The sequence below is a fragment of the Acidimicrobiia bacterium genome (genome assembly GCA_029210695.1).
In the GTDB taxonomy this organism is placed as follows: domain Bacteria; phylum Actinomycetota; class Acidimicrobiia; order Spongiisociales; family JAHEDJ01; genus JAHEDJ01.
The window spans coordinates 1-16,415 of record JARGFH010000048.1; the positions used below are offsets into that span (position 1 = coordinate 1).

A 16,415-nucleotide genomic window follows, 5' to 3' on the forward strand; every position below is an offset into this window, starting at 1 on the left:
CAGATCACCCACCGCCCAGAGCGATATCGAGCATTCACCATCGCCCTCGATCCGGCATTCTGGATCTGTTCCCAGATATTGGGTTGCCACGTTCGGTGGTGGTGGTCAGCGGCCGACGGCAAGGTCGAGGCCAGGTGTTTGCCGTTCGGTCTCGTTCCGTTCGGTTTGGCGTTTGGCGATCTGCCAGGCGACCCGAGCAGCAACATCACGGCTGGGTGGGGGCGGACCCAACGGATCCACGTCGTCGGTGAGGGTCGGCCCTACATGGTCGATAGCGGCGGACTGGGTCGAACCACGTTTGAGCGTAGCGGTGAGCCGCTCGAGGGCATCGTGGTGACCCGTGTGGGTGAGGTGGGTGCACTGTTCATCAGCCGGTCCGACGTTGGTGAGGTAGAGGGTGTTGGTTTGCCGGCCGCGGCTCATCGCCACATAGGCCCATTCGCGGTCGGTGGTCCCGTCGATGAGGACGAAGGTGCGGCCGGTGGTGACGCCTTGGGCTTTGTGACCGGTGAGGGCGTAACCGTATTCGACGTGGCCTTGGTCGAGGTACCAGGCGGGCAGGTTGCGGGTTTCGGGGTCCCGGTCGAGTTGTACGGTGAGCGTGCCGTGGTTTGGGTCGGCGGAGACGACCGTGGCGAGGTCGCCGTTGAGTACCCCGAGCCGGGTCTGGTTCTGGCGGCACAGGATCCGGTCCCCAGCCTGGAACACTCTTTCCCCTACCTCGAGGGCGGGTCCGTGGAGCCGGTTGGATGCAGCGAGTTGGGTGCGGGCCCTTTCGTTCAATTCGGTGACAGTGTTGTTGTTGTGGGTGATGAGCAACCCCGAGGTGAGGTCACCGGTGGCTGTGACATGGCGATACCAGTCGGTTACAGCGCGTCCCGTGGTGTCGTCTTGGTTCTGTCCGATGATCACCCTGCCCCGCTGTCGATACGCCTCGATCGCCTGATCCGTTGATCCATCTCGGAGTTCGGTGAGAGCAGCCCGCTCCCATTCGTGTTGCTGACGGATGTTGTCAGTCAGCTCAACTGCCGGGAGCCGGTTGGCGAGGACCCGGAACAGGCCACCGGCGTCGATCTCGGGTAGCTGACGATCGTCACCGATCAGGATCAGCTTCCCTTCGGCCTGTTCGACCAGGTCGGCGATGGAGGCGAGTTGGCGGGTGCCGACCATCCCAGCCTCATCAATTACCACTATCGCACCGTGAGGAAGACCGTGGTCTTTGGATTCGCCGATCAGTCGGGTGAGGGTGACCGAGGGGATCCCGGTGGCTGCTTGGAGACCGGCGGCGGTCCTACCGGCCAGCGCCCCACCCAAGATCGGGGTGCCGGTGATGGTGGCGAGCTGGCCGATCACTTCCATCACCGCGGTTTTGCCGGTCCCGGCTGGTCCTATTCCGATGTCGATGGTGTTGGTGGAGGTGGCGAACCGGCGGACCATTTCCCGCTGCCCGTCGGTCAGATGTCGGTGGCGTCGCAGACGTCCCTCCACGAGACGGTGGGGTGCGGTCCATCGACCGGCACCCACTCCGGAGATAGCCTGTTCGATGATCCGCTGCTCGGTGACCAACAGCTCGGTAGTCGTGTAACGGTGTTCGTGACTGATACCGGGGAAGAGTGTTCCGTCCCGGCGGCGCATCATCCGGCCGGTTGCTTCTGCTTCGGTCAGGACATCAAGCCGGTCACGCTCGACATCGATAGGACCGTCGAGTTCCTCAGCCTGTTCGGCAATATGGGTTGGTAGGAGCGGCACAACCTCCCGGGTGCGCAGGAAGGTTTCGGCGAGGTGCTCGATCTGGTTGCGAGTGCCACCTTCTGGCAAGGCGGCTGCCACTTCTTTGACTACCTCGGCCCGCCCGAAGGTGGAGACCCGTTCGGTGAGCCCCTCCGCCGATGCCAACCGGTCGAACAGCACCTCTGTGTCAATCGGGGTGACTTCCCGACTCGCACCCATGAGTCGGGTGATCTGGTTGGGGGTGAGACCCACCTCGACGGCCCGCTCCAACCATTCGACCTCCAGGTCGGTGAGCGGATGATCCCGTTTTGGGGCACGGGTGGCCAGCACTGCTACCTGCCGGGCCGCCGCCGTGCCGGGGAGGCCTTGTTCTTGGCGCCAGGTTTCGAGCTGGTGCCGGCGCCGGGAGAACGCCTCGATCTGCGGGCGGGTGAACCCTTCGATATCGGCCATCCCGTTGGATACCGGCTGCCAGCACACCCCCAACCGCTGTGTCAACTCCCGCCTGAGGACCGCTTCGTGAAGGTAACCGGCGGCGAGCTGATACCGATACAACAACCGGCCGTCCACCGTCCGCCATACCCCATCTGTGCCTTTGACCTTGTTGGCGACCACCACATGGGTATGGAGCTGAGGATCATCCGCGCGGGAAGTGAACTCGGTGAACGAAGCCGCCACATACCCCGACGTGGGGATCGGCCAGGTCACCACCCGAAACCGAGGTGATCCGTTCTCATTGAGCACAGGATGGCCGTTGTCATCGAGCACCGGAGTTCTGGAGGCGCCTCTGGTTGACGACGCCACCGACTCCAAATACCCCAACGCCTGGGAGGTTGCTTCCTCGAACGCCTCCAACACCTGCTGGCGGGTCTGCTCGTCGCCGAGGGCCCAAAGGAGCGACACCGACTTGTCCGCCGAAAAGGTCACATCCCACGCCGCCACCCCATCGCGCCGCAAACTCCGACCCAGCCGCTCCCCGGTGGCGGGGTGTTGACCGTCGAACAGGCGGACCAAACCCTCCGCCGACACCGACCCCGAAAGGCCCAACTCGGCAGCGCCGTTCCCGCGCCACCGCCCGGTGGCGGTACCACCCCGCAGGTAATAGTCCTCCCCAGGTGAGATCTCCCCCAGCTTGCGCAGGTAATAATCCTTGGCGGCCTTGGCCAAACTCAACACCCCCCACCCCCAAAGCGGTAGACCAGTAAGCCAGAAGCAACTCGTTGCAGATGCGTGTGTCGAAGAGGAAGAGCGGTCTCCAGGTGGCAGGTTCTGGCGGGGTCATCTCGGTCAACAGGGTGTTGCTGGTTCGGGTTCTCCGATCGAAGACTTCGACCTACCTCCGGTGGTGGGTGCGGGCTGTTGTTGGATCCGCGGCGTTCAGTTGTAGATGGCCGCGGCCATTCATGCCGTTTCCCCTTGCCCCGAGTCGATGGTTTGCCGCCAGGTGACACCGCCCGGACGGCCCCGCAGATGGACAGGCGTCCGTCGGTGGCGTCTCCTCGATCTGGGATGCTGGTGTTCTTGGGTTGCGGGTCCATGTCTCGCGCATCGCACACCCCCACCCTCTCAAACCAATCGCAGAAACCCTCTCAAACCAGTCGCAGAACCGCTCGCAAACCAGTCGCAGAACCCCGAATACCCTTACGCGACCAGGGTTTCTTTGAGCTACCGACAAACCGAAAAGAATCCGTCTCACGGCTCCTCCTGCCAGCGTTGGAGGGTTACCGACAGGATTTTTGGAGGGTTACTGACAGGGTTCTTGCGATCCTGTTGAGAGGGTGCCAACCCAACATGTCGCCATGGAAACACTCGATCAGCTACTCACCGTCCAACAACTCGCCGACTACCTCGGAGTGCCGGTTGCCACCCTGTACCAATGGAGGTGGCGTGGAGAGGGCCCACCGGGTTTCCGGGTGGGCAGGCATGTGCGATACCGCTGGGGCGACATCAAGGACTGGGTTGACCGCCAGCTCCAGGATCTCAAGCAGTGAGCAACTGTCAGTCTGAACCTGTAAGTTCGGAGATAAGAGACAACCGCGCACAGACAATCGGCGATGAAGTAGCCGCCGCATGACTGGGCATTTGGGACGGCTGCAGGAAACAGGGAGGTCGCATGGTGCAAAGCGGGACCAATCCCTCAGGCCACATAGAGCGACGTGGCGACACGTGGCGTGTGGTCGTCGAAGCCGGCCACGACCCTGCCACCGGACAGCGGCGGCGGATCGTCCGATCAAGCTTCAGCTACCACGAGGCTCGCCGCGAGCTTCGACGAATCCTCACGGATCTGGAGGAGCAGACCTACATCGAGCCCTCCAAGGCGAGCGTGGCCGGCTATTTAGTCGATTGGCTACGGGGCCACGCCATGGTGGCCGCCGAGAACACCCTCGAGGTGTACGGCCATCAGATTCGAGCCTATGTACTTCCCTACATCGGCGCGATCTTGCTTCAGAATCTCACGCCGACCGACCTCGACCAGCTCTATGCGACGCTACTACAAAGCGGCCGAAGGGACGGCAACGGTCTGGCTCTGAAGACGGTTCGCAATGTCCACGTGATGCTGCACCGCGCCTTCGAGGACGCGGTGGAACATGACCGGATCAGACGGAATCCGGCCGCCCGGGCCAAACCCCCCCACCTCCAGAAGAGCACGCAAGCCGGTAGCGCAGCGGTACACATGGAGCCGGCAGGAAGCGGAGGCATTTCTCACCTACCTTGCCGACCACCGTCTCCGAGCCTTGTATACCCTGGTCCTCACCACCGGCCTCCGCCGCTCCGAGGTGCTCGGCGTGTCGTGGGATCGAGTGGAGCTCCAGGAGGGACATCTGGCGGTGGTGCAAGCCTTGGTGGAGGTGAATAGTCGACCGAAACTGAAACCCTTCCCGAAGACCGATCACTCCCGGCGGCGTATCGCCCTCGACGTCGCGACGACCCGGGAGCTGCGGGCTCATCGGAAGCGCCAAGTTGCGGAACGGTTGGCTTGTGGAGACGAGTATGACGACCACAACCTCGTCTTCGCCGAGGAGGACGGATCTGCCATCCGGCCTTCGACACTCTCCCGGAGCTTCGCCCGCCTGGCTTCTGACGCCGGGCTACCCGATCTGAGCCCCCGGCCCTTCCACGGGCTGCGGCACACCTACGCGACTCTGGCTCTGGAGGCGGGCGTACCGATCGAGCTCTTGTCGAAGCGCCTCGGTCACGCCTCGATCGCAACCACCGCCGACCTCTATCAGCACGTCACAAAAAGCCTTGATCGGGACGCAGCACAGGCGGTGGCCGACCTCATCTTCGGTGGTTCCTAAGAGCTGCGGGCACCTAATCGGGCACCTAAAGGCCAGACTGTCGTCTCCGGTGAGGGGGCGCAGAAGCCAGAAACCCCAGTTGACCTGGGGTTTCTCTGGTGTCGGAGGGGGGACTTGAACCCCCACGCCCTATTAGGGCACTAGGCCCTCAACCTAGCGCGTCTGCCAATTCCGCCACTCCGACGTGGACGCGGCAGTATAACCCCGGTCGTTCAGCCGCCGGACCTGTGCCACAGCGCCGCGTTCCAGGTATCGGGGAAGGCGCCGACATGGTCGAAACCCTCAAACGTTGCCACCCATACCGCCGCCGCATTGGGTGCCGCGAACATCGGCACCACCACTACGTATTCGGCCAGTGCCGCGTCGATCGCCTCGAGTTCTGCTCGAAGCTCTTCGAGATCGAGGATGGCGTCCAGCCCGGCGATCCGGGTCTGAAGAGCGGCTGCGATGTCGGAGAGAGCGGACCCTTCAGCGCCCCACCGGTAGAAGTTGTACCCGTCATTTTCGGGAAGAGTGAGGAAACGATCTTGCAGATCGACGACGGCGCCCACCGGACCGGGGGTAGCCCGCCAGGCCCACTCACCGATATCAAACTCCCCCGGCAAGACACGGTCGCGAAAGAACTCCCCCACTTCGAGGAGTTCGATATCCACGGACAAACCGGCACCAGCCAGTCGTTGCAGGAGCGCGCCGGTGATCTGCGTTCTCTCCAGGCTGGCGGAGGTGGAGAAGGCCACCGCCGCGTCTTCCCGGCTGAGGTCTTGCTGCGCGGTTGCCAGGAGATCCGCCTGCTGCTCTTCATCGACCGCGTAAGCCGCCCATCCCGAGGAGGAAGCAGCGGGCCAGGACACGCCGACCACGGTGTCAAGAACCCCGACCCGGTCGACGAACACATCCGAGACAATGGCCTGGCGGTCGAGTGTTCGCGCTACGAACTCCCGAAATGCCGGCGACTCGTTCATAGATACCGGATTGGCTGCAAAACGTCCTTGACCGAACTGGAAGGCGATGTGCTCGTACTCGGGTCCTTCTGCAACCTGCAGATCTACGGCCGGCGAAGCATCGAGTTCGCCGAGCACCTCTGAATCTGGTGCGATCAAGGCGGCATCGACGGTCCGCAGGCGGAACGCAGCGAGGAGCGCAGCATCGCTGGTGAAGAAGCCAACCTCCACGGCGTCGAGATACGGAAGCGGGTCTCCGAGACCGTCGACCTTGCCGTAGCCGTCGTTCCGTACAAAGCGCGCGCTTCTCCCGACTTCCCATGATTCGAACCGGAACGGTCCTGCACTCATCCAGGTGGTTTCTTCCCAATCCCGGCCGAAATCGGTTCCCTCTACTTGCGAAACCGGCACGAGGATCGGGAACAACGAGAGAAACCGGATCGTCGGCCGTTCCAGAACCATCGTGACCGACGACGCGGTGGCTTCGACCGATCCGGGAACGATCAGCCCATGAAGAGATCTGAGATCCGGGCGGATCGGCAAAGAGGAATCCACCATCAGGTCGTACGTGAAGGCGACATCGAACCCGGTAACTGCCTCGCCGTTTTCCCAGCGAGCAGCCGGGTCGAGGTCGTAGCGGAGGGTCATCGTTCCGTCTTCGTTGACCTCGATCCCCCCGTTGGCGAGCGTCGGAATCTCGACGGCGGCTTCCGGCTTCGGGTCGTGCGTCTTGGGATCAAGACCGATCAGGCCGATCGTCCACAGTTCCGTGAGCGTCTCGACCACAGGAGCATTTCCGCCCGTGACGAGAGGGTTCAGTGAAAGAGGTTCACCAACGACCCCGAGCGAAGCCTCTCCGCCGGCCGGCACGGGCAGGGACACCGTCGTCGAAGTCGGAACAGACCCCACTGCAGTCGGGGTCGAAGGCTTTGAGGTAGCCGTCGTGGAGGTCGAACTGGAGGCTTGATCGTTGTTTTCGGTCAGCTGGGGAATGAATATCCAGAGAACCGCGACCCCGATGGCGACGAGCCCGATGATTACTAGGGCAATGATCCGGCGCATGCCGGGACCTCGTTCGGTTGGTTCCACCTAAATTAGACGCTAGCCGAGGAGCCAGGCGAGCAGCATCGTCGTGATCGCGAACACCACCCCAATTATGACGGTGAGGCGATCGAGATTACGTTCCACGACGGTGGAGCCGCCCAGGCTCTGCGGTGCGAATCCTCCACCGAACATGTCCGAGACGCCACCACCGCGTCCGGCGTGCAGCAGGATCATCGCGATGAGCGCCAAGGACACGATCACATGGACGACTACGACGAATATTGTCATGGAGTTGAATCCTTCTCGTCGGCACCCGACGGGTGCAACGGCCGCCACAGTATGGAAGCGGGCCCGGTCGAAAGCAAGTTCTGCCCCATCATCCTGCCTGCTTGGCCACGGCTTCTGCAGCCCTGGCGGCCGCCTCGGGATCTCCCAGGTAGCCCGAGTTGATCCTGGCCAGATCGGCGTCCAATTCGTAGACGAGCGGGATCCCGGTCGGGATGTTGAGCATGGGAATCTCCTCGTCGGAGACGCCGTCGAGGTGCTTCACCAGTGCCCGGAGGCTGTTCCCGTGAGCCGCCACCAGGACCCGTTTGCCGTCCCGGAGGTCCGGCACGATCTGGTCGTGCCAATAGGGCAGCATCCGCGCCACAACGTCTTTCAGACATTCGGTGGCAGGGAGCAGGTCGGGCGCCAGCCGGGCGTACCGACGGTCGTGAATCGGGTGGCGTTCGTCGTCCAGATCGAGGGCGGGCGGTGGAACGTCGTAGCTGCGGCGCCACTCGAACACCTGCTCTTTGCCGTGACGCTCCGCCGTCTCCTTCTTGTTGAGGCCCTGGAGCGCCCCGTAGTGCCGCTCGTTGAGTCGCCAGTGCCGCTTGACCGGAAGCCAGAGGAGTCCCATCTCCTCGAGCGTGAGGTTGGCGGTGCTGATCGCCCGGATTTGAACCGATGTGTGTACGACGTCGAATGCGAGACCGGCTTCGGACATGAGCCGCCCCGCCTCGACCGCCTCCTGCCGCCCCTGCTCGGTGAGGCCGACGTCGGTCCAACCGGTGAAGCGATTCTCGAGGTTCCAGGTGCTCTGACCGTGACGAAGAAGTGCCAGTGTTGCATTGCGACTCATCGGCATCACACCCAGTACCGGACGACCGAAGCAAAGGTATCGGGATCAAGAGAGGCGCCACCGACGAGAGCCCCGTCGATGTCACGCTTGGCCATGAGGCCCGCAATATTGCCGGGATTGACCGATCCTCCGTAAAGGATCCGCAGGTCTTCGGAGGCGTTCCCATACTTCCCGGACACCGTCGTGCGGATATGTCCGATTGTTTCGGCGGCATCCTCGTCACTGGCCGTCCGACCCGTCCCAATTGCCCAGATCGGCTCGTAGGCGAGCACCAGCCCACCCACCTGGGCGGCGTCGAGGCCGGCCAGTCCGTTGACCACCTGACCGGCGACGAACTCGGCCGTCTCGCCCGCCTCTCGTTGTTCCAGAGTTTCTCCCACGCACATGATTGGGACCATGCCGGCGGCGAGAACCGCCTTGACCTTCTTGTTGACCGTGCCGTCGGTTTCGCCGAATAGCTGGCGCCGCTCGGAGTGTCCGACGATCACGTAGCCGACCCGGAGCTTGACCAGCATCGAAGGTGCGATCTCACCGGTGAAGGCACCTTTGTCCTCCCAGTGCACGTTCTGGGCGGCGAGGCCGAACTGCATCTGATCGGCCTCAATTACCGTTTGTACCGAGCGCAGCGATGTGAATGGTGGGGCTATCACCACATCGACCCGCTCGAAATCGGCGACGTCGAGCCGGTAGTGCAGTTTCTGCACCATCTGGATTGCCTCCAGATGGTTGCTGTGCATCTTCCAGTTACCGGCGATCAGATCCTTACGACTCATCTTTCCACCTCTTCAATGCTTGCAGTCCCGGCAATTCCACACCCTCGAGCATCTCGAGCCCGGCCCCTCCCCCAGTCGAGAGATGGGAAACTCCGTCTTCCAGCCCGAGCATCCGCAAGGCTGCGACCGAATCGCCGCCCCCGACCACCGAAAACCCGTCATGGTCGGCCAGCGCCCGTGCCACCGTCTCAGTTCCGTGGCGAAACGCCTCCCACTCGAACACACCCATCGGACCGTTCCAGAACACGCTACCGGAACCGGCGATCACCCTGGCAAACTCGGCGGCCGTGTCTGGGCCGATGTCGAGTCCCATCCAATCGTCGGGGAAGGCGGAGCGCGCCACCACCCGGTGGGAGGTGTCTTCGGCGAATCGATCGGCCACAACGAGGTCGGAGGGCAGTCGCACCCGATCTCCGGAGCCGGAGCTGAGCACGTCGGCTACCTGATCGACCATATGCTCCTCGAACAACGAGTTCCCAATCTCATAGCCCTCCGCCGCCAGCAACGTGAAACACATGCCGCCGCCGATGAGCATGAGGTCGACCTTGGGCAGCAGGTTCTGAATCACGCCCAGCTTGTCCGATACCTTGGCCCCGCCGAGAATCACCGTGAACGGACGCGGCGGATCCGTCATGAGCTTGCCCAGCGACTCGACCTCTGCGAGAAGAAGCGGACCGGCCACCGACGGGATGAACTCGGTGACCCCGACCGTCGACGCATGCGCCCGGTGTGCGGTTCCGAAGGCATCCAGCACAAACAGATCGGCAATGCGGGACAGGTTGGCCGCCAGATCCGGGTCGTTCTTCGTCTCACCCGGTTCGAAGCGGGTGTTTTCGAGCATGAGAACGTCGCCGGGAGCGGAGGCGGCCACCGCCGCCTCTACCGCCGGGCCAACCACTGTGTCGAGTTTCTTGACCGGAAAGCCACCCAACCTGCTCAATGCCTCTGCCACCGGGTCCAAGCGGAACTCCGGTTCGCGTTCTTTCGGTCGACCGAGATGACTCGCAACCACCACGGTGGCACCCGCAGCACGGAGTCGTTCTATGGTCGGCAGTGACGCCTTGACCCGAAAATCGTCGGCAACGACGCCATGATCGATCGGCACGTTGAGATCGGAACGGATCAGCACGCGCCGACCCGACACGTCCACGTCGTCCAGTGTCAGAAACTCGCTCATATCCGTCCTTACCGTCTCGCCAAGGCGGCGAGCACCCTTCCCAGTCGTATCGGATCGTGCTGCGGCCACCCTGCGTCACTGTCGAGCACATTCTCGCTGACGAGATCCCAGCCAAGGGCAAGTGCTTCATCTTCGTTGATTTCGACCGCCTGCAGATCAACCGGAGCTTCAACCGCTCCCCGGTGCGCCACGATTGTACCGGCCCGCCGCAGACCCGACCGCTCGTGGAGGGCCAGCACATGTTGGGCGCCCGTCATATTCAGCGTTTCACCGTCCTGGGTCACGATGTTGAGAACGTATGCGATCGGGGCGGATGACCGGTCGACCGCCTCGATCAGACCTGGAACGATCAGCGTGGACAACAGCGACGTAAACAACGACCCGGGGGCCAGAACGATCTGGTCGGCGCCGCCGATCCGTTCCAGAGCCTGGCGGTTCGCCTCAACGTGCCCCGGTATCAGTTCAAGATCCCGGATCTGGCCTCGTGACTGAGCGATCGCCACCTGCCCCTCGACCGTTTGCCCATCGACCGTGGCCCGCAAGCGCAGGTACTCGTCGGCGGCCGGGATTACGTCACCCTGCGCCTCGAGGGCCGAGCGCGCCACCATCAGGGCGGTGTTGAAGTCCCCGAACACGTCAGTGAGGGCGGCCAGCATCAGATTGCCGAGTGAATGCCCCGCCACATCACCGCGGTCGAACCTATAGGCAAACAACTCCCCCCACAGGGTCGGCTGCGGGGTGAGCGCCAGCAGGCATCTGCGAAGGTCACCAGGCGGCGGAAGATCTAGCGCCTCAGTAAGGCGACCCGAGGACCCCCCATCATCTGCCACGGTAACCACTGCGGTGATTTGCCCGGCGTAGGTCTGGATGGCGTGGAGGGCCTGGGCCAAGCCGTGGCCACCCCCGATGGCGACCACCTTCGGCCCGTCGGGGGCGAGGCCGAGGATCTGCTGTTCGACTGCTGGTTCTGCCCGGTTCATTTCTCGATGTCCCGATGAACCACGTTGACCTCGACTCCGCTGGCCGCGAACCATTCACCGAGCGCTTCGGCGATGGCGACCGAGCGGTGGTGACCGCCCGTACAGCCGACTCCGATGCTCAGATAAGACTTGCCCTCAGCCATGAACCGAGGAACGAGGAACTCCAGCAGGTCCGTCGTCTTGGTCATGAACGCAATCGTGTCGTCGTTGCCCAAGACGTAGTCACGCACGGCTTCATCCCGGCCGGTTTTGGGGCGGAGTTCGGGCACCCAATGCGGGTTGGGGAGAAACCGGACGTCGAACATGAGGTCGACGTCGCGCGGCGGGCCGTGTTTGAACCCGAACGAGCGCACGGTCACCAGCATCGGGCGCTCGCGGTGGCCTGCTCGGAACTCCTCTTCGATCCTCTGCCGGAGTTCGTGCACGTTGTAGTCGCTGGTATCGATGACGAAATCGGCATTGGCCCGAATCTCGCCCAGCAATCGGCGCTCCTCTGCGATCGACTCGTCCAATGTTCCTTCGCGCAAAGGGTGAGGTCGGCGGTTCTCGTCGTAGCGTTTGAGGAGCACCTCGTCGGATGCGTCGAGGAACAGAACCGAGGCGCGCATCTGCTGACCGAGCAAGTCTCGTAGCGGACGCCGCAGTTCGCTGCTGAGCACGCCGCCGCGCACGTCGACGACGACCGCCAGACTCCGGTCGGTGCCCTCGACATCGCTCTGGCGCACAACTTCGGCAATGAGATCCGGCGGCAAGTTGTCGATCACGAAGTAGCCGAGGTCTTCGAGCACCTTGGCGACGGTCGAGCGGCCGGCCCCCGACATGCCCGTCACAATCAGGACGTCTGGTTTGTTCTGCACCATCGGCTTTCCCTCGCGGCACGACCAGTTTCGCAGATTCCGATCGGAGACCCTATCTATCGGCCCGGAGCATGCAGGGCCTCGTGCAAATCTCCTGCAACGGCGGCCGGCACCACCTCGGCGAGTTGTGCTTGGGAAGCCGCCCGCATCTTCTTCAGCGATCCGAAATGGCGAAGCAGGAGCTTCTTGCGGGTGGGGCCGACTCCCGGCACGTCATCGAGGATCGAGTCGATCATTCGCTTGCCGCGCAGATTCCGGTGGTATTCGATGGCGAACCGGTGTGCTTCGTCTCTGACCCGCTGCAGCAGATGCAAAGCCGCTTCGTCGCGCGGAATCCGCACCGGCTCACTCTTGCCGGGTAAGTAGACCTCTTCCATTCGTTTGGCGAGCCCTGCCACCGGGATTTCCAGGTCGAGTTCATCGAGCACTTTGACTGCCCGACCGAGCTGGCCGAGGCCTCCGTCGATGAGCAGAAGCGAGGGGGGATATGAGAACTTCCCGCGCTCGTCGACCGGCAGCTCGCGCTCCTTCAGGTAGGCCTTGAAGCGCCGCCGGAGTACCTCTTCCATCGCGGCGAAGTCGTCCTGACCTTGAACCGTCCGCACTTTGAAGCGCCGGTAGTCGCTCCGCCTGGGCAAGCCGTCCTCGAGGACGACCATCGACCCGACCGTGTCGCGGCCCTGGAGCGTTGAGATGTCGAACGCCTCGATGCGGAGCGGCGAGATCGGTAGGTCGAGCTTGTCCTGCAGTGAGCGCAGCGCCCGGGCTCGGGCGTTGGGGTCGGACTGACGCCGAAGTCGGTGACGGGCGAAGTCCCGTCGGGCGTTCATGGTGGCCGTCTCCATGAGCCGGCGCTTGGATCCACGCTGTGGCACTTTGACCTCGACGGCGGCGCCGCGCAGCCCGGTCAGCCATTCTCGCCACACCTCGAGGTCGGGAGGTTCGACCTGCACGAGGACCAACGGCGGAGGGGTCTCCTGCCCGTAGAGTTCCTGGAGCATGGAGGCCGTCACTCCCCCGGCGTCCATGTCATCTGCTTTGTCCATGATCGTGCCGAGCCGGCCGACCAGGCGGCCGCGCCGCACGATCAGTACCTGCACGGCGGCCTCGAACTCGGAGTCCTCGAGCGCAACGAGGTCGAAGTCCTCCGGCCGGTCGCTCACCACCTCCTGGCGTTCCATGGCCTTGCGAACGTCGAACAGCCGGTCTCGCAGCCGTCCGGCTTGTTCATACTCCTGTGCTGACGAGGCTTCGAGCATCCGTCCTTCGAGGTCGGCGACGATTACGTCGGTATCGCCTGCGAAGAAAGCAGAGAGCCCATCCACCATGCCGGCGTAGTCCTCCTTGGTGACCAGGCCGACACACGGAGCGGAGCACTTCTCGATGTCGTAGAGGAGGCAGGGGCGGCCTTTGTTCTGATGGGTGCGGAATTTGCCGTCGTTGCAGGTCCGCACCGGGAAGGCTTTGAGGAGCAGGTCAAGAGTCGATCGCACCGCATAGGCGTGGGCAAACGGCCCGAAGTAGCGGGTGCCCTTGCGTCGTTTCCCGCGCATGACGATCGGCCGGGGCCATTCCTCGGACACCGAGATCGCCAGGTAGGGGTAGCTCTTGTCGTCGCGGAGGCGGTAGTTGAAGCGCGGCCGGTGCCGTTGGATCAGCGAGTACTCGAGCATGAGCGCTTCGACTTCGTTGGCGGTGACGATCCATTCGACGGTGTCGGCGGCGTCGACCATCGACGTGCCGAGATGGCTGCCGGTTGAGAAGTGTCCGACGATTCGCTTGCGCAGCGATTTTGCCTTGCCGGCGTAAATCACCTGTCCGTGCTGGTCGCGGAACAGGTAGGCGCCGGGGTCGTCCGGGATCTCGGAAGGGTTTGGTCGTCGCATCGACGTCGAGTGTACGGCGATGGCGAATTCAGGCTCGCCGCCACCGAACTCCCAGCAGACGTGGTAGACCCTGTTGGAGCGCCAGCAGCGGATCACCCTCGACCATCTCGTCGGGCAGGCCGCGCTCGATGAGCGTCTCGAGCTCCCACCCGGACCCGGCCGCGGTGGTCAGTAGGTCGGCGATCGTGCGGTGGTGGAACGTTACGGTGCCGTCACCGGCCGGTTCTTCGGAGGAACCAGGCTCCAGATACTCACCCCAACGCCAGAACACCTCACCGTCGACTGGATCGACCACCGGCGCCGACCCCGGAGCAGTGACCTGTGGATGGTTGACGACCAGGGTGAAGGCACCCCCGGAGCGGGTTACTCGCCCGGCTTCGGCGAACAGCGTGACGATGTCGGCCAGGTGTTCGAGCACCAGCACCGCCGTCACGCCGTCGACGGCGTCGTTCCTGCACCACGAGAGATCGGGCAACGCGGCGACAACTACCGGACCATGTTCGAGGGCCGTCGCGGCGAGGTTGGGGTTTATCTCCACACCGATCCCAGTGCAATCTCGGCGCCCGAGTTCTTCGAGCACCCACCCGGTCCCGGTGCCGAGGTCGAGCACCACCTCGCCCTGTTGAGCATCGAGGAGCTCGAGAAACAGCGGCCGCACCTCAACGTGGTAAGACGGATCTTCTGCGAGTTCCCGATACCACCATGCATCGAGGTCGGACCAGTCGCACATTCGGGCCACGCTACCAGTCCAACACCCGGCACTTGTACCGTGCCGTACCCACGATTGGTCCGCTGGCAGCGGCAACCACCATTCGGCGGCGAGTAGGGAGACTGGGCGCAGCATCCCCGCCACCTACCGCACGGCATAAACGCGGCTACGGCCGGTATCGATCACCTTCTCGAGCCATCGCGGCGGGTCGTCGTCGAGGAGCGCGGCAAGGAGTCCGTCTTCGTTGTCGGCGCTCCAAATGTCGGAAAGGGGCGAGTTGTCACAAACGACCACGTACGAAACACCGAGGTAATCGGCCTGACGTCGATCTGATCCCGAATCGGCGATGAACAGCTCGTACACCGCCAGCACGCCTTCGTATGCCCGGTGGTATGGAGAGGCAAGGACCCGGTGGTCGGTGTGGACAAGGATGGCAGGCCCGATGTCCATTTCCGCTGCTATCAAACCCGGTCCGAGTTCGTCGAGGAGCTCAAGCAGGGTGCCAGTAACGCAGGGCTCCATCGCGGCAGCGTCCGAACGTGAACCGAGGCTCGATTGGATGAATCCGAAGGGAAAACCGGATAGCACCAACACGGCAGCAACTGCAACCAGGGCCCTGCCAGGCTCCCATTTTGCTGCGTCCCGAATCCTCACGACCACGACGCCAAGAACCGGTGCCGCCAATGCCATGGCCACCGGCATAGTCCGCACTTGCCACAACCCGAGCGCCATCGCCATGAGGAGCGCCGCCGAAAGCGGAACCCACTCGGGTTTTCGATTGAGCAGAGTCATCCGTGCCAGGAACCCGAAGGCTACGACGGGACCGAGAGCGTATCCGAGAGCATCGAGTGGACCTCTGGCTGCAATGCTTAGAAGTCCCCGTGTCTCGCTAATCAGATCGATCCAAATACGGTGGACTACCTCAGGAACCGATCCGTACGGTCCGGCGTGACACTCTGGGCTGACGATTCCGAACCACGCAAACCCGACCAGCGCCATCACCCCCAACGCCACCCATCGACGGCTCTGAGACCATGTCCGGCCGCCGACTGCCGCCAGCGCCAGCGCAGGCAGCGCTATCAGCCCGAAGAACCCGAGACTCAACACGTCGCATTCGAGCGATTGCAGCCGTCCAGCAGGGCCGAATAGCAGACTCGAAGCTACCCCTGATGACACCAAGCCCATGCCCAACGATTGGTACCAGGCCTTCGGGCGATCCGAACCCCACGCCCACACTATGCCGACGCCGGCGAGAGCTGCAGCGAGCACGGGGAAGGTCTCGAGGCCTACCGTCAGTGACACGCCTGCGGCCGCGCCCGCTCCCAGACCGGACCGCCATGACGGCGGGCCTTGAACCATCCTCAGGGTAAGCAGCACTAGCACAATCTGGAGACCGTGGTGATCAAGCCCACCCGGGCCCAAGCGATTGAGTACGCTCGCACCGAGGCCGAAGGCAATCATCGCGTAAAGACCGACGTCTTGGCGCGGCCACAGAAGTCGGGCCAGGGAAGAGATGAGCAAGAGCGCCACGAGCAGGAGCGCGAGCGGCACAATTATCATGGATGCGAGTTCAGCCGCCTCGACTCCGATGACCGGCCTCAGGATTGTTATGGGACCCGCGAGTAGTCCATCCATGTGACGACTCCAGTGCATCTCGACGCCGGCCAACCCGATTCGGTCGAGAGTCAGATCCCACCACGATTGTCCAGCGAGCAGCTCGCGAACCTGTACCAGTCGGGTGGCGTCGTCAGTGTCGCGAAGTATCCGGTCCACCAGGTCGGGCCAGAACCTGATCGTCGAAACCAGCGCCAGCGTCGACCAGACCACCACTACTTCGGCCGCTACCTGACGTCGTGACGAAGCGGTCGGGGGGATGGCAGAGCTCATTCGAC

13 protein-coding genes and 1 tRNA gene are annotated in these 16,415 nt (G+C 63.4%); 2 read left to right on the top strand and 12 right to left on the bottom strand.

Going from position 1 to position 16,415, the window contains the following annotated elements:
* Nucleotides 1-105: 105 nt before the first annotated feature.
* On the bottom strand, nt 106-2,904 hold the full coding sequence (mobF, locus tag P1T08_13850; GenBank protein MDF1597158.1) for a MobF family relaxase: 2,799 nt from the start codon (nt 2,902-2,904) through the stop codon (nt 106-108).
* Between the two features lie 626 nt (nt 2,905-3,530).
* Here mobF and P1T08_13855 point away from each other — a divergent pair.
* Complete coding sequence (locus P1T08_13855) at nt 3,531-3,722, top strand: helix-turn-helix domain-containing protein (GenBank protein ID MDF1597159.1); 192 nt, start codon at nt 3,531-3,533, stop codon at nt 3,720-3,722.
* Between the two features lie 597 nt (nt 3,723-4,319).
* Entirely contained in the window at nt 4,320-5,030 is a 711-nt protein-coding gene (locus tag P1T08_13860) for a site-specific integrase (GenBank protein ID MDF1597160.1), read from the top strand.
* Between the two features lie 96 nt (nt 5,031-5,126).
* Here the strand turns inward: P1T08_13860 and P1T08_13865 are convergent.
* The 11 genes from P1T08_13865 to P1T08_13915 all read right to left on the bottom strand — a co-directional run bounded on the left by P1T08_13865 (nt 5,127) and on the right by P1T08_13915 (nt 16,410).
* Nucleotides 5,127-5,214, bottom strand: a tRNA-Leu gene (locus P1T08_13865).
* Nucleotides 5,215-5,242: 28 nt separating this feature from the next.
* A complete protein-coding gene (locus tag P1T08_13870) occupies nt 5,243-7,060 on the bottom strand; it encodes an ABC transporter substrate-binding protein (protein MDF1597161.1) in 1,818 nt (605 codons plus the stop codon).
* 12 nt (nt 7,061-7,072) lie between these two features.
* Nucleotides 7,073-7,303 carry a preprotein translocase subunit SecG gene (gene secG, locus P1T08_13875; GenBank protein ID MDF1597162.1) on the bottom strand — a complete coding sequence of 77 codons (231 nt, stop codon included), beginning with the start codon at nt 7,301-7,303 and terminating at the stop codon, nt 7,073-7,075.
* Between the two features lie 88 nt (nt 7,304-7,391).
* Nucleotides 7,392-8,141: a 2,3-diphosphoglycerate-dependent phosphoglycerate mutase gene (gene gpmA, locus P1T08_13880; GenBank protein ID MDF1597163.1), complete on the bottom strand. Its 750-nt coding sequence runs from the start codon at nt 8,139-8,141 to the stop codon at nt 7,392-7,394.
* 5 nt (nt 8,142-8,146) lie between these two features.
* Nucleotides 8,147-8,914 carry a triose-phosphate isomerase gene (tpiA, locus tag P1T08_13885; GenBank protein ID MDF1597164.1) on the bottom strand — a complete coding sequence of 256 codons (768 nt, stop codon included), beginning with the start codon at nt 8,912-8,914 and terminating at the stop codon, nt 8,147-8,149.
* Complete coding sequence (locus P1T08_13890) at nt 8,904-10,091, bottom strand: phosphoglycerate kinase (protein ID MDF1597165.1); 1,188 nt, start codon at nt 10,089-10,091, stop codon at nt 8,904-8,906. Before P1T08_13890 ends, tpiA begins: the two co-directional genes overlap by 11 nt.
* An 8-nt stretch (nt 10,092-10,099) precedes the next feature.
* Nucleotides 10,100-11,071, bottom strand: a complete 972-nt coding sequence (yvcK, locus tag P1T08_13895) for a uridine diphosphate-N-acetylglucosamine-binding protein YvcK (GenBank protein ID MDF1597166.1) — start codon at nt 11,069-11,071, stop codon at nt 10,100-10,102.
* Entirely contained in the window at nt 11,068-11,931 is an 864-nt protein-coding gene (gene rapZ, locus P1T08_13900; protein MDF1597167.1) for an RNase adapter RapZ, read from the bottom strand. Before rapZ ends, yvcK begins: the two co-directional genes overlap by 4 nt.
* Nucleotides 11,932-11,984: 53 nt before the next feature.
* Nucleotides 11,985-13,814 carry an excinuclease ABC subunit UvrC gene (gene uvrC, locus P1T08_13905; GenBank protein ID MDF1597168.1) on the bottom strand — a complete coding sequence of 610 codons (1,830 nt, stop codon included), beginning with the start codon at nt 13,812-13,814 and terminating at the stop codon, nt 11,985-11,987.
* 28 nt (nt 13,815-13,842) lie between these two features.
* Nucleotides 13,843-14,544, bottom strand: a complete 702-nt coding sequence (locus tag P1T08_13910) for a class I SAM-dependent methyltransferase (GenBank protein ID MDF1597169.1) — start codon at nt 14,542-14,544, stop codon at nt 13,843-13,845.
* 123 nt (nt 14,545-14,667) lie between these two features.
* Nucleotides 14,668-16,410 carry a hypothetical protein gene (locus P1T08_13915; protein ID MDF1597170.1) on the bottom strand — a complete coding sequence of 581 codons (1,743 nt, stop codon included), beginning with the start codon at nt 16,408-16,410 and terminating at the stop codon, nt 14,668-14,670.
* Nucleotides 16,411-16,415: the final 5 nt, after the last annotated feature.

What these genes read in the sequence shown, in the direction of transcription:
- secG (MDF1597162.1), bottom strand. Translation starts at nt 7,303, where the DNA reads ATGACAATATTCGTCGTAGTCGTCCATGTGATCGTGTCCTTGGCGCTC.
- rapZ (MDF1597167.1), bottom strand. Translation starts at nt 11,931, where the DNA reads ATGGTGCAGAACAAACCAGACGTCCTGATTGTGACGGGCATGTCGGGG.
- uvrC (MDF1597168.1), bottom strand. Translation starts at nt 13,814, where the DNA reads ATGCGACGACCAAACCCTTCCGAGATCCCGGACGACCCCGGCGCCTAC.
- gpmA (MDF1597163.1), bottom strand. Translation starts at nt 8,141, where the DNA reads ATGAGTCGCAATGCAACACTGGCACTTCTTCGTCACGGTCAGAGCACC.
- P1T08_13855 (MDF1597159.1), top strand. Translation starts at nt 3,531, where the DNA reads ATGGAAACACTCGATCAGCTACTCACCGTCCAACAACTCGCCGACTAC.
- P1T08_13890 (MDF1597165.1), bottom strand. Translation starts at nt 10,091, where the DNA reads ATGAGCGAGTTTCTGACACTGGACGACGTGGACGTGTCGGGTCGGCGC.
- tpiA (MDF1597164.1), bottom strand. Translation starts at nt 8,914, where the DNA reads ATGAGTCGTAAGGATCTGATCGCCGGTAACTGGAAGATGCACAGCAAC.
- P1T08_13910 (MDF1597169.1), bottom strand. Translation starts at nt 14,544, where the DNA reads ATGTGCGACTGGTCCGACCTCGATGCATGGTGGTATCGGGAACTCGCA.
- yvcK (MDF1597166.1), bottom strand. Translation starts at nt 11,071, where the DNA reads ATGAACCGGGCAGAACCAGCAGTCGAACAGCAGATCCTCGGCCTCGCC.
- P1T08_13860 (MDF1597160.1), top strand. Translation starts at nt 4,320, where the DNA reads ATGACCGGATCAGACGGAATCCGGCCGCCCGGGCCAAACCCCCCCACC.
- P1T08_13915 (MDF1597170.1), bottom strand. Translation starts at nt 16,410, where the DNA reads ATGAGCTCTGCCATCCCCCCGACCGCTTCGTCACGACGTCAGGTAGCG.